Source organism: Camelimonas sp. FR25, from assembly GCF_059740505.1.
The window spans coordinates 1-13,476 of record NZ_JCAWFG010000082.1 but is presented as its reverse complement, the minus strand read 5'-3'; the positions used below and the strand labels follow the sequence as shown (position 1 = coordinate 13,476).

Here is a 13,476-nt window from a genome sequence, read left to right as displayed (position 1 = left end):
GCCCCATGGCCTGCCCGATCAGGCTCTGATCCGGCAGTCCTGGTCCAGTCGGGCGTCAGCCTCAGAGCCAGCTGTCGTCGCCGCCGCCGTCGTCCCAGCCGCCAGCGTCGCCCCAGCCCTGGTCATCGCCCCAGCCGCCCTGCTCATAGCTTGCGTCCTGATAGCTGGCGTCCTGGCCCTGGTCCGCCGCGGGCTGGGCGCTGGCGTTTTCCTTGCCGGCGTCAGCGGTGGCATCGTCCTTGGCAGCCGTGTCTTCCTTTGCGGCATCCGCTTTGTCGGTCGGCGTAGCGTTGGCTGCGGACGAGCCGCCCATCATGCCTTTCACCGCATCGAACAGCAGCGCGCCGCCAGCCACGCCAGCCGCGGTGGTCAGCGCCGTGCGCATGAAGCCGCCGCCAGCCGGCGCCTGGGCCTGCTGGCCGCCCCACGGACCGGCCGCCATGCCGGGGTTATGGCCAGGCTGGTTCGGGCCACCCTGCATCGTGCCGCGCGCCCATGGGCCGCTGCGGCCAGGGGCGCCACCCGCGTCACCTGCGCCAGGCTGCGCCTGCTGGGCGAAGGCGCCGCCCTGCGGCGCGCGTCCGGGACCAGTGGGCGGCACGCTGGAGCGACCGCCGCCGAACAGGCCGGACAGGAAGCCACCTGCCAGCGCCGGCTGCGGCGCAGCCTGTGGCTGCGGCGCCTGCTGGGCCTGCTGACGGGCGGCGTTCGCCTCTTCGCGGGCGGCGCGCACCTCGGCCTCAAGCTGGCTCACACGCTGCTCCAGTTCCTGGTTACGGCCCGAGAGCTGCTGCACCGCCATGTCCTGCACATAGACCGACTGGGCGAGGGCATAAGTCGCGTAGGGCTGGCGGGCGACCAGATCGGCGATATAGCGCTCCGCCTCAGGATCGCGCGGCTGGTTTTCGGCCTCGCGCAGCCGATGGAAGATCCCGTCAATAACCTCGCGTTCCTGCGCGTCCATGTACCTCGTCTCCGTGAAAAACCCAGACCTGTCGCACAGGCCCGTCGCCGCTCGTGGGCGCCTGTCCAGACATGGGGATTCCCGAGGGCCGGCGCCAGATATATCCGGCAATTTTTCACTGCGGCGATGCGCTGCCTGTCGGGCGACGGTGCGGCAGGGTACAAGCCTTGCCTGAACCCTCGCGGCAAGCGCGCCGCAGCCCCGCGCCGCTCGCCATGCGCCGACCCGTTTGTCTGTGCTGCCGGTGGGGCGGCGCCGCCCGGAATCTGGTCCAGACCTCCGGCGATGGCGTCCGCCCGCCTCTGGGCTCCCCCGCCTCTGGGCCCGCACGACCCCATGCGCCTCAGGCCATGCGTGACAAGGAACCGATATGCCGCTGCGTCCGCCACTGACAACGCTCCGTCACACCACCACCGCCTGTCGGGGGACAGCGACTGTCCGTGGCGTTGTGCTGGCCGCAGCAATGCTGACGTCTGGCCTTGCGCTGGCGCAGACGCCCGCACAGCCACCTGCGGCACAGGTTCCCGCCCAGCCTGCGGCCAGCCCGGCGCCGCCCGCGCCAGCCCTCACAGGTGACATCGACGCCGGCCAGCGCGTGTTCATGAAGTGCCGCGCCTGCCACCAGGTCGGCGAAGGCGCCAAACACACGGCAGGGCCAGACCTCAACGGGCTGATCGGTCGCAAGGCCGGCGTGCGCGACGGCTACCGCTTTTCCGACGCCATGAAGTCTGCGGGCCTGACGTGGGACGCCGCCACCCTGCGCAGCTATCTCAAATCACCGCGCGCCAAGGTGCCTGGCACGCGCATGATCTTCCTCGGCCTCCCCAAGGACAAGGAGATCGACGATCTGCTCGCTTATCTCGGCCAGTTCGGCGTCGACGGCAAAACCAGCCGCTAGCCGCCGATCGCACGTCGACTGTCGCCACGCCCGCCGCCCCAACGCACGTCGCACGTCGCATGCGCGTCTCCTGCACCTCTGCCGGGCGGCACGCCGTCACAGCTGGCCAGCACTGCTGCACATTGCAGCTGAATTGTCGCCTGTGCGCTTGTTGGAATGGTTCCAGACGCTAGATTGGCGCAGACTGACGCGGCCACTGGGGCTACGCGCGGCCTGAACACGCGGCTCAACTGACGCTGAGCCCGGGCCAGCTCCAGAACCGCAGTTTCTGACAGGACGAGACATGTCGCATTCAGCCGCCCGGCGCCCACCGCATCACCCGCGTGTCGGGCTGTTCGTCACCTGCCTGGTGGATCTGATGCGGCCGTCGATTGGTTTTGCGGCGGCGAAGCTGCTGACCGACGCAGGCTGCCGCGTTGAGGTTCCGGCGCAGACCTGCTGCGGCCAGCCCGCCTATAATTCCGGCGACCGCCGCACCGCAGCCGATCTGGCGCGAGCGATGATCCGCGCGTTTGCTGGCGTGGACTATGTGGTGGCGCCCTCCGGCTCCTGCGCCGGCATGGTGCGGAAGCATTATCCCGAGTTGTTCGCCGATGACCCGGACCTGCATCGCGCCGCCACCGAATTCGCCGACAAGACCTGGGAGCTGACCAGTTTTCTCGTCGACGTCATGGGCGTGCGCAACGTCAACGCCAGCTATAACGGCGTCGCCACCTATCACGACAGCTGCGCCGGCTTGCGCGAGTTGCAGGTGCAGGCGCAGCCGCGTCAGTTACTTGCCTCGGTCGACGGGCTGAAGCTGGTCGAGCTGGCCGATTCAGATGTCTGCTGCGGCTTTGGCGGAACCTTTGCGGTGAAATACGGCGAGATCTCCAACGCCATCGTCGGCGAGAAGGCGGCGCGGATCACCGAGAGCGGCGCGCCGATGCTGCTGGCCGGCGACCTCGGCTGCCTGATGAACATGGCTGGCAAGCTGTCGCGGCAGCAGAGCCCCATCGCCGTGCGCCACGTGGCCGAGGTGCTGGCGGGCATGACCGGACTTCCGCCGATCGGCGCCCCGGCGGACGCGGCGCCTGCGCCTCAACCGCGCCAGACAGCCGAAGGGGGACAGGCATGAGCGTCGCCATCACCTCGCCCGCTTTCCGGGAAAACGCCCATCGCGCCCTCAAGGATGAGCAATTGCAGGCGGTGCTGGGCACCATGCGCACCGGCTTTTCGGTGAAGCGCGCCGAGGCCGCCGCCGCGCTGCCCGAGTTCGAGGCGCTGCGCGACAGCGCCCGCGACATCAAGGACCACACCCTCGCGCATCTCGATCTGTACCTCGAGCAGTATGAGGCGAAGGTGACCGCCAGCGGCGGCCATGTGCACTTCGCCCGCGACGCTGCGGAAGCCCGGCGCATCGTCGCCGACATCTGCCGCGACCTCGGCGCAAAAACGGTGACCAAGGGCAAGTCGATGATCTCGGAAGAGATCGGCCTCAACGCGCATCTGGAAGCGGAGGGGTTCACCCCGGTCGAAACCGATCTGGGCGAATACATCATCCAGCTGCGTAACGAGACGCCCTCGCACATCATCGCCCCGGCGTTTCACCTCAGCGCCGCCCAGGTCGAGCAGGATTTCCGCCGCGTGCACACGCAATTGCCGCCGGACCGCGACCTGTCCGAGCCGGTAAGCCTGCTCAATGAAGCGCGTCAGGCGTTGCGCCAGCATTTTCTGGCCGCCGACGTCGGCATCACCGGGGCCAATTTCCTCATCGCCGAAACCGGAACCTCGGTGATCGTCACCAATGAGGGAAATGGCGACCTGACCCAGACGCTGCCGAAAGCCCATATCGTGCTGGCCTCGCTGGAGAAGCTGGTCCCCACCCTCGACGATTGCGCCCAGATGCTGCGGGTGCTGGCCCGCTCGGCCACCGGCCAGGACAGCTCAGTCTACACCACGTTCTCCACCGGCCCGCGCCGCGCTGGCGACGTCGATGGCCCAGGCGCCTATCACGTCGTGCTGCTCGACAATGGCCGCACCGGCATGCTCGGCACCTCGTTTGAGGAGATGCTGCGCTGCATTCGCTGCGGCGCCTGCATGAATCACTGTCCGGTGTATCAGGCGGTGGGCGGCCACGCCTATGGCTGGACCTATCCCGGCCCGATGGGTTCGGTGCTGACGCCGTCGCTGATCGGCGTCGACAAGGGCGGGCATCTGCCCAACGCCTCGACCTTCTGCGGACGCTGCGAACAGGTCTGCCCGGTGCGCATTCCGCTGCCGAAGCTGATGCGCCACTGGCGCGAGAAGGAGTTTGAGCGCCACCTCGCCCCGGCCACAGTGCGCTCTGGCCTCGCCTTCTGGGGCTTTTTCGCCCGCAGACCCTGGCTGTATCGCCAGGCGACGCGCGCCGGCGCCGCCGTGCTGGCGCTGGCGGCGCGGGGCAAGGGGCGCTTCCGCTCCCTGCCCTTCGCGTCTGGCTGGACCCAGGGGCGGGATTTTCCGGCGCCAGAAGGCAAGACCTTCCAGGCGCAATGGGCGGCGCAGAACAGCCGCCGCAACAAAAGCCAGCCTGCACGCGCCACCACGCCGGAGAAAGCGCCATGACCCGTGCCCGCGATGAGGTGTTCGCCAATATCCGCCGCGCGCTCGGCGTCACCGGGGCCGAAGCGCCGCGCCGCAAGGCGGTGATGGACCGCCTCGCCCAGCCAGAGCGCGGCGTGGTCCCGCAGCGGGGCCAGAAGACCGGCGCCGAGGCCATCGCCACCTTCCGCAATTATGCGGTGGGGGTGCAGGCGACGGTGAGCGTCGTGCGGTCGGCCCAGGAGGTTCCGGCGGAAGCCGCCCGCTGGCTCAGCGGCCAGAATGCGCCGGCTCGCCTGCGCATGGGCGCTGACCCCCGCCTCGCCGCCATGCCATGGGCGGACACTGCGCTGGAGACCACCGTCGGCCCAAGCGACGGCGGCGATCTCAACGGCGTCAGCCACGCTTTCGCCGGCGTGGTGGAGACGGGTTCGCTGATCCTCACCTCCGGCCCCGACAATCCCACGACGCTGAACTTTTTGCCCGACAACCACATCGTCGTGCTCGACAGCGCCGATCTCACGCCGGCGCTGGAGGATGTGTGGACGCGGCTGCGCGCCGAGACCGCCGGCGGCGCGCCGCCGCGCACCGTCAATATGATCACCGGCCCGTCACGCTCGGGCGACATCGACCGCACGATCTTCCTCGGCGCTCACGGCCCGCGCGCCCTGCACATCATCCTGATCGATCGCGACGCCACAGTCTGAACCGGCGGACCCTGGCGGGGAACTGGCAGGCCGCGCGTCGCGTTACCCTGTAAAGCCACCGCCCGTGGCGGCCATGCCCTGCATGCGCCCCCCCGGTGGCGACAGGAGGATGCCATGAACGACAACCAGCCCAAAACCAGCCAGGGCGCAGGCGCCCCGCCGCAGTCAGCCGCCACCACTGGCGCAACCCGCAAGACGGAACGGGCGCGCGAGGAAGCGGCGCTGGACGAATCGATCGAGGAGAGCTTCCCGGCGAGCGATCCCTCGTCGGTCACCCGCGCGCCCCGCGAGCAGCGTTACGCCGTCGAGCCGGATGAGCACAGCGTTGATCGCAAAACGCCGCGCTCGCCCGATCCAAAGGGCTGAATCGGCGCCACCATAGGGGCTGGTGCGGCGGGTTCTCGCCAGTAACGCTGGGTCAGCGAGGCTCGGCCATGGACAGGCCGTGTGCAACGCCGCCGTCGTGGCGCCATGCACTGGTGGGTCGTGTGCACTGCATGGGCACTGGTGGATAGAGCGTGGATGCCCGCGACGAGCGCGGGCATGACGACGGGGGGGCGTTGTTGGCGGGGCTTGGTACTGGAAGGGTGGCTTTGAGGGAAGGCTCGCCGCCCGGTCAGAGCACTCACTCCGGAAACAGCCGCCGTCGGGCTCGTCAGCCACGAACAACGCTCATCCGTCTCTGACGATCCCCACAGACACCACGTCATGCCCGCGCTCGTCGCGGGCATCCACGCGTTTTGCTGACGACAACGCCGTCTCAGGTCGCGCCCGGGCCCCCACAGTTTCACTCCAGAGGAACGCGCCTGCCTCTTCATTTCTCATGCGCCATCGCTCACGCGGGCTTGACCGCGGCGGTGGAACCGCTAAATAAGTAATTGAAACAACTATAGTTTTTAACTATTCTAAAGAACGCGAATGATCGTTTGCTCCTGTAATCAGTTGACCGATCGCCAGGTGCGGGATGCGCTGACGAGCGATTCCGACGCACGCCCGCGTTCTCCCGGTCAGGTGTATCTGTGCCTTGGCTGCAAGCCCAATTGCGGTCGCTGCGTCAGCCAGATCCGCCAGATGTTCTCCGACATCACCGCCAGCCACGCCTGTCAGATTGGCTGCGCCACCTGCCCGGGTGAGACGGCGGCCCAGGCCATCGCCGCCCAGATTCCCGCCGGGGCGAACAATGCGCCTGTGCTCGCCACGCCAGCCGCGCAGCCGGCGTTTGGCCAGCCTGCCAGCCCCGTCATCGGCCGCCGCCAGTTTGCGGTGCCTGCGGCCCAGCGTTTCGCCCAGCCCCCCACGGCTCACACGTGCGCCAGCCGTGGCCCGCATCAGCATGCTCCAGCCCAGCGCCATGGCGCCAACGACGATCACCCCGCGCTGATCGCCGCCGAATAAGCCTGGCGCGTGCAACGGAACGCCAGGGCGCAATTCCAGTTCAGTATAAGCGAGCCATCCGGCGCAGCACGCAGGCCCACTGGTCTGCGCGGGCGCCGTCGCGCGCGCTTTCCGCGCCGCGCAAGACTGCGCCTTTTCGCGCACCGGCACGCCTGCCCGCAGGCCTCAGCAAAAGCCTCAAGCCGCACGGCGGCGCGTGACCTACGATGCCCTTGCGTCGGCGCAGCAAATGCCCTAGATTAGAATGATCCTAAACAAGGAGCCCGTGATGAAAGGCGACCAGAAGGTCATTGAGTATCTAAACCGTGGCCTGCGTAGTGAACTGACTGCGATCAACCAGTACTGGCTGCACTTCCGCATTCTGGACAATTGGGGCCTGAAGAAGCTCGCCCAGTTCTGGCGCAAGGAATCGATCGAGGAAATGCAGCACGCGGACCGGTTCACCGACCGCATCCTGTTCCTTGAGGGCTTCCCCAACATGCAGGTGCTCGACCCCCTGCGCATCGGCCAGACCGTGACCGAGGTTATCCAGGCTGACCTTGCGGCCGAGTTAGAAGCGCGCGCCCTGTACCAGGAAGCCGCCGCCTATTGCCTTGAGGTCAAGGACTATCCGTCGCGCGATCTGTTCGTCGATCTGATGAAGGATGAGGAAGGTCACATCGACTTCCTTGAGACCCAGCTCGACCTGATCAACCGCCTCGGCGAAGCCCTGTATTGCCAGCACCACATGGGCGCCCTCGGCGAAAGCGCGACCGGCGACTAATCCGCCTGACGTGGAGCGCGCCCAATTGCGGCGCTCCCTGGCGCAGCGCTGCGCAAACAGGCGTGGCGGACGACAGAAGATCAAAGGCCGGGCATTGTCCGGCCTTTTCCATATTTGCCGGCGCCAGACGCACCCCGCCGCAGCCTGGCGGTCGGGCGCGACGCGACACTGGATTAATGGGCCAGCACGCGGGTCGTCGGCAAGGCGACCTCCACCAGCGTACCCTCGCCGGGCCGGCTGCTGATGCGCAGCGCGCCGCGATTGGCCTCGGTGAGGGCGGCGGTGAGCGGCAGACCAAGGCCGGTGCCAGGCGTCTTGCGACCGCGCGCCAGCCGGCGGAACGGCTTCAACGCTTCTTCGGTTTCAGCCTCGGTCATGCCGATGCCGGTGTCGCGCACCCGGATCACCACTTCGCCCGCCTCATTGCGCAGCGACGAGACGATCACCTGGCCGCCGGCATCCGTGAATTTCAGCGCATTGCCCAGCACATTGAGCGTGATCTGACGCATGGAGCGCTCATCGGCCACCACTGGCGGCAACGCTGCGTCCAGCGAACTGCGCAGCACGATGCGCGCCTTGGCGGCCTGGGGCTGCATCAGCGTCACGCAGGAGGTCAGCACGGCGTTCAGATCGATGCTGGCGAAGGTCAGCTCCATCTTGCCCGCTTCAATGCGGGCCAGATCGAGCAGATCATTGACCAGGCTGATGACATATTGGCCGGATTCATGGATGTCGCGGACATATTCGCGATAGCGCGGGTTGGCGATGGGGCCGAGCCGCTCTTCCAGCATCAGCTCGGCGAAGCCGATCATCGCGCCCAGCGGCGTCCGCACCTCATGGCTCATGCGCGCCAGAAAATCCGACTTCTGCGCATTGGCCGCCTCGGCCCGCTGGCTTTTTTCAATCAGGTCGTGCTCGGTCTGCTTCCAGGCGGTGACATCGCGCAACACGGCGCAGAAGCGCAGGCCCGTGGCGGTCTCTACGCGACCGATGGTCATGAACAGCTGACAGACGCCGCCCTGCCGGACCCGGCCGACAATCTCGCGGCCATCATTGAGCATGCCGGCGACGCCGCCGCCGCGCACACTGGCCAGATAATCCAGCGCCAATTGATGGCTCTCGCCATCGAGCAGACGGGTCAGGGGTTCGCCAACCAGCTGGTTTTGCTCATAGCCGAACAGGGCCTCAGCCGGGCGGTTGAGCGAAAGGATCCGCCCCTGGCCGTCCAGCAGCAGCACGCCGTCGGTGGCGGTGTCGAGTATGGCGGCCAGCTCGCTGGCCCGCTCGCGATGCGCCAGCGCCTCCGCCTCAAGGTGACGCGCCCGCGCCTCCATTTCGGCGCTGTCATCGCCGATGACCAGGATTAGCTCCGCTGGTCCATCACGCCAGGGCGCCGGCATGCGCGCCAGCAGCACCGGCGTGCGCACGCCGCGCGCGCCCACCAGCGTGGCGCGGTCAGTCGCGCTGCGAGTTGAACGGGTGTGGGGGGCGATCTCGGGCAGCAGCGTCGACAGCCCCACCTGCATCACCTCCGCCGCGCCGCCATAGCGCGACAGCGCTACAAAGCCCTGATTGGCGTGCAGCACCTGTTCACCGCGACAGACCACGGCGGCCACCGGCGCCGATTGAAGCAACAACCGCACCGCCTCCGCTGCGGCGTCACTGGATGAGGCGCCGGGGGACGCCGCCGACAGCATCAGCGTCGTGGCCGCGCCAGGGGTGGCGTCATTGACCGCTCCAGGCATGGCGTCCTGCGCCGCCGCCACGATCATCTCGGCGACCGGATCGCGTCGTGGCCGCGCCCTGGACGCTGTGATCGCATGAGCGTGCTGCTCAACCGGCGCTGCCTGGGCGACCGCGCCTGCGCGCCCAGAGGCTCCAGCGTCATGGGCGTCAGCCGCACCCTGGTCACCGGCCTCATGCGGGTGATGCGCTGCGTTATGCGCATCGGCGTCAGCAGATAGCCCTGCTGCGGCCTGTTGCGCCCGATCAAGGCCTGCTGTCGCGTCTGTCTCATCCGCAGCCAACGCCGAAGTCGGACCGCTATTACGGTCATCGGCTGAACGGATCTCTGGCGGAAGCAAGGATTCTGACGCCGTGGCGGCAGACTTCGTTTGCGCCGATCCTGGCTTGGCGACTGGCGGCGGTTCGTCGGGCAGGCCTTGCGGCGAAACTTGTGACGACGCTTGTGACGACACTTGCGACGACACTTGCGACGAGGTTAGCGACCACACTTGCGCCGAGAGCGTCGCCGCGTCCCTGGCCGCCGCCTCGCCGTTTTGACCCGCCGGAGGCCCGAACCCCGGCAACAATGGCTGGCCGCCTTCACCCGTCTGTGGAGCGGGAACGGCGTCATCGACGGTCACATCACCGCGCTCACCAGCGCTCACACCGGCGACGGCGGCCGGGCGCGCCGTGACCTCCTGCACTACATCGCGCAGACTGCGCCGGGCGGGCGGGGTCCCTACGGCTGCGATTGACGCTACGCTGGCCTGCTGCTGGAGGGGCGCAGGGGGCGCAAGTTCAGACTTGCGCTCCGCGACCGGGCGCGCGCCCAGCGCACGGGCAATATCCCTGAGGGTCTGACGCTCGCCAACGCTGAGACCGGACGCCCCGTCACGACCAGCGGCAGTCGCGCCAGCAGCTTCAGGCGCCACAGCCGTCTCAACCGGAGCACGCCGGCTGGTCGTCGTCTGTGGTCTGGCGTCAATCGGCGCTGCGCCGGGCTGGGCGGCTGCAGTTTCCCCGTGTGGGGCGGGCCTATCCGTCGCTCCCTCGCCGAGGCTGGCGGCGTCAATGGCGACGGCGGCGTGGCCGAAGCCGGCGGTCGGGGCCGCGTCATTGGCCTCTCCGGGGAGAACGTCATCGTCATCTGCAGCAAGATAGACGGCGTCGCCCACCGGCATATCCAGCGCGCTGGCGCGGGCCGGACGCGCAGCTTCGAGTGCGGCGCTCACCCGCAGGAAACCATAGCCCCGCTGCCCGGCGTCGGCGCCTGAGGCATCCCGCATCGGGGCCCCACCCAGTTCCAGCGGGGCGATAAGCCGGCCATCGTCAAGGCGCAGCGTCGCCACCACGCCCGACCATGCCCGCCCGGAGCGCGCCTGGGCGTCAATCCCGGCGGCCTTGTCGAGCCACGCGCCGAGCTCGGCCCAGCTCTTGCCAATGAAGCCGGCGGCCTCTGGCGCCGCGCGCAGGAACGCCGCCGACAGCGCGGCGATGACGCCATCTGGATGCGTTTTCCAGACAAACCGGAGGCTGGGCCGCCCGTTGGCCGCCGCTTGCATGTTCTCAAGCGCAGACGGGGGCCTCGTCGTGGCCGCGCCAGTCGCGCCACTGGCTGGCGTCGCGGGAAGCGCCGCCGCCATCTGGCTCCACCCGCGCGGCGCCTGACCATCAATCTCGAGCAGGAGCGCCTTTGCGCCATCCGCCAGCGGGTGCGCCTGGGCCAGCGCCGCGAAATTCACGCCTCCGGCCCGTAAGGCGACGGCTCGCGGCGGCATATCGGTGGCCGCCTGCGCGGCCAACGCCTGGATGCGCGCCCGCGATGGGCGATCGAGCCGCGCGTGCAGCGCCCGCCCCTGTGGAGACGCCCGCAGCAGCGCGCCATCGGCGCCGATCAGGCACGCGAATGCGTCCGGCCCGAAGGCCGCCGTGTCGCCCGATCCGGATGTGGCGTCGCTCGTTGCGCTCATACCCATTTCTGCCCGCTCATGCGGTCATTGCTACGGCGGTGGTTACGCGCAACAAGTCTAGCAGACAATGTCGCCCGACCCGAGACCTGGCCTGCCGAAGCAGTGCGGCACGGTTAATGAGGGGCAAAACCGCAGCTCAGTGCGGCGCGGTCACCCAGCCTCAGCGCGCAGGGCCCGGTCGCCGCGTGTCGGGGCAATGGTCAGGGCAAGCGTCAGGTCAATCGTCCTGCGCCATCGCCTGCCAGCCAACCGACAGGCCAGCCGCCAGTTGTCCCCAGGCTAAGCCTATGGGACTGCATGTCGCAAGAGATCGCGCTGAATAACTGCCGCTGCGGCGGCGCAAAGGGCTTGCCAATTCGCAGCGCCCGCCATAGGTTCCGCTCGTCAATGCAGCTATAGCTCAGTTGGTTAGAGCGCTAGATTGTGGATCTAGAGGTCCCCCGTTCGAGCCGGGGTAGCTGTACCACCCCCTCCATGGCGAGGGCGATGTGACCAGGAAGGCCGCCAGCGTGCGGCCTTGTTTTTTTGCCCACATCCACTCAGCAGTCAGTCCACCCGCGCCTTGTTGGCCAGCGGCGACGCGCGCCTGGTGCGCCCGCGTCGCCACCGATGGTCATGGCCCTAGCGGCGCTCGCCGCTGTCGGCGCGCCGTCCCCGGTTTTGCGTCACCGGATGGCAGCTGTCGCCGCCGAAGCGGAACGGCGACATGGTAAGGATGTAGAGCAGGAAGAACTCAGAACGGCGGTTAATGCCCAGCTTGAGCATAATGCGCTTGAGATAAGTGCGCACCGTCGCCTCCGTCAGTGTCAGCTCGGCGCCTATGGCCACCGGCGACGCGCCGGTCAGAATAAGCCGCACCACCTTCTCCTCAGCCGGCGTCAGATGATACAGCGCCGCGAGCCGCCGCGCGCCCTCGTCGGAATCCACCACCGGCAACACCACCAGGCAGGTGGGATCGTTGCCATGCAATGGCGAGGGCGCGACAATCGCGAAACGCGGCAGACCGGACTCGCTGGTCAATGGCACGATCGAAGATCGCCGCCCCTCCCCCGCCACATCGCGCAAGGAACGCCGCACCGCCGTGCGCAATTCCTCCATGCCATGGCACGAGGCATGGGTCAGCCTTCCTGCCAGTTCCTGCAACACCGCGCCATGCTGCAACTCGCGACGCCCTGCCTCATTGCGGGTGATGATGGTCATACGTTCGTCAACCCGGAAAACCGGTGAGGCCACGGCGTTGAGGAAATCGAAATAGCCAGCTCCCCGACCGCCCTCCGCAAGGCCGCCGCCGCTACTGGCCAGCACCTCGCGCATGGCGTCGCGGCAGATCACCCCGCCGCGCTTGAGGATGGCGCACTCCAGCGCATCGGGCGGACTGGCGCGCCAGCCGGCCACGACAATCAGCGCAAGCCCATTGTCGCAGGCAATCCGGCCGATCACCGCATGGCCAAACCCGGCTGGAGGCTCCCCGAGCAGGCGCTGCACCAGGGTATGGCAGGGCGGCAGGCCGACGAAGTCACACTCACCCGGCGGCGCCTGCCGCGCCAGCAGACTGAGCTCTGCCGAGCTACAATGACTGTCATCGCCAGATGCTGTGCCGACCAGCAGGCGACCGCGTATCTCACCAGAGACATCCACAAGCATCAACAGGCCGGCGCGGCTCGCCGCAAGATTCACCAGCACCTCGCCGCAGGCCCGCAACCGCTCAGCTGGAGCAATTCCGGTCGCAGAATCGTTGGAAAATAATAAAACCACCGCTCACCACCACTTCCCCACCCAGCTCTCATGAATTCGATCTACGCCACGTGTCAAATATTCAACGTCAATTCAAGCAATTTTTGGATCAATCGGCAAATAATGCAAATTACTACTTTGATTAATGATTGCGACTTACACCAGTAATCCGCGACGTAGCGGAAGCTACGCGCGCCATGGCGAAACCGGCCAGGTGGCGCCAATCCCCCCGAAGCGCCAGACCCCGCTCGCTCCGGGGCCAAAGCTGTGGCGCCGGATCTTGAAGATGCGGATTGCACTTGTGCGACGCCGCGCAATTTATAGCGCCGCAGACAACAATGACCTTGGCGTCATCCACCTTGGCGTCATGCACCTTGGCGTCGCCCCGCGCCTCGCCGGCGCCTGACGTCTGAACCCTGCCCGCCCCACCTGACCGGCGCAGAGATGCGCGACAGTCAAACGCCACACTTCGAAACTTCCCGTAGGGGAGTTGCACAAGCGTGTCGCAACGCCCGGTCGCAAAGCCGCGCGGCCCATGAGGGCGATAGCGCCAGTGGCGCACCTTTTGGCAGGCCATGCAGATGCTGGCGCACCCGCGACCTGCAAAGCCCAGGCGCCGCCCGGCCTAGACCAGAACCCGATGAGACAGGGTCACAGGGCTCTGGCATGAACCCCTGTTCGCCGCGCTTCAGCGTCCGCGTGCTTCCGCACAGCGTGCATACTGAGAGGTGGTCCTGAATTTTTGACCAGACAGCCGC

10 protein-coding genes and 1 tRNA gene are annotated in these 13,476 nt (G+C 67.7%); 8 read left to right on the top strand and 3 right to left on the bottom strand.

The genetic code is table 11. The features are described 5' to 3' along the window. Positions 1-61: 61 nt before the first annotated feature. The gene (locus AC6A67_RS10715; protein WP_498036548.1) at positions 62-964 is read right to left on the bottom strand and encodes a DUF2076 domain-containing protein; all 903 of its coding nucleotides are present in this window, start codon (positions 962-964) and stop codon (positions 62-64) included. A 463-nt stretch (positions 965-1,427) separates the two neighbouring features. Between AC6A67_RS10715 and AC6A67_RS10710 the strand changes: the two genes are divergently transcribed. The 7 genes from AC6A67_RS10710 to bfr all read left to right on the top strand — a co-directional run bounded on the left by AC6A67_RS10710 (position 1,428) and on the right by bfr (position 7,289). Further along, positions 1,428-1,862 carry a c-type cytochrome gene (locus AC6A67_RS10710; RefSeq protein ID WP_498036547.1) on the top strand — a complete coding sequence of 145 codons (435 nt, stop codon included), beginning with the start codon at positions 1,428-1,430 and terminating at the stop codon, positions 1,860-1,862. Positions 1,863-2,145: 283 nt separating this feature from the next. After that, the gene (locus AC6A67_RS10705; protein ID WP_498036546.1) at positions 2,146-2,979 is read left to right on the top strand and encodes a (Fe-S)-binding protein; all 834 of its coding nucleotides are present in this window, start codon (positions 2,146-2,148) and stop codon (positions 2,977-2,979) included. Then, complete coding sequence (locus AC6A67_RS10700; protein WP_498036545.1) at positions 2,976-4,448, top strand: LutB/LldF family L-lactate oxidation iron-sulfur protein; 1,473 nt, start codon at positions 2,976-2,978, stop codon at positions 4,446-4,448. Before AC6A67_RS10705 ends, AC6A67_RS10700 begins: the two co-directional genes overlap by 4 nt. After that, positions 4,445-5,131: a LutC/YkgG family protein gene (locus AC6A67_RS10695; RefSeq protein ID WP_498036544.1), complete on the top strand. Its 687-nt coding sequence runs from the start codon at positions 4,445-4,447 to the stop codon at positions 5,129-5,131. Before AC6A67_RS10700 ends, AC6A67_RS10695 begins: the two co-directional genes overlap by 4 nt. Before the next feature lie 114 nt (positions 5,132-5,245). Next, on the top strand, positions 5,246-5,497 hold the full coding sequence (locus tag AC6A67_RS10690; protein WP_498036543.1) for a hypothetical protein: 252 nt from the start codon (positions 5,246-5,248) through the stop codon (positions 5,495-5,497). A gap of 552 nt (positions 5,498-6,049) precedes the next feature. Continuing rightward, positions 6,050-6,526 (top strand): (2Fe-2S)-binding protein, encoded by a 477-nt coding sequence (locus AC6A67_RS10685; protein ID WP_498036541.1) that lies wholly within the window; start codon positions 6,050-6,052, stop codon positions 6,524-6,526. Positions 6,527-6,794: 268 nt separating this feature from the next. After that, positions 6,795-7,289, top strand: coding sequence for a bacterioferritin (gene bfr / locus AC6A67_RS10680; RefSeq protein ID WP_498036540.1), 495 nt, complete (start codon positions 6,795-6,797; stop codon positions 7,287-7,289). Positions 7,290-7,462: 173 nt separating this feature from the next. Here the strand turns inward: bfr and AC6A67_RS10675 are convergent, their stop codons facing one another. Next, a complete protein-coding gene (locus tag AC6A67_RS10675; RefSeq protein WP_498036539.1) occupies positions 7,463-10,984 on the bottom strand; it encodes an ATP-binding protein in 3,522 nt (1,173 codons plus the stop codon). A gap of 389 nt (positions 10,985-11,373) precedes the next feature. On the opposite strand from AC6A67_RS10675, the gene AC6A67_RS10670 reads away from it, so the two are divergent. Next, positions 11,374-11,450: transfer RNA gene (locus tag AC6A67_RS10670), tRNA-His, on the top strand. A gap of 155 nt (positions 11,451-11,605) precedes the next feature. On the opposite strand, the gene AC6A67_RS10665 is transcribed toward AC6A67_RS10670, so the two are convergent. Further along, a complete protein-coding gene (locus AC6A67_RS10665; protein ID WP_498036538.1) occupies positions 11,606-12,739 on the bottom strand; it encodes a helix-turn-helix transcriptional regulator in 1,134 nt (377 codons plus the stop codon). Positions 12,740-13,476: the final 737 nt, after the last annotated feature.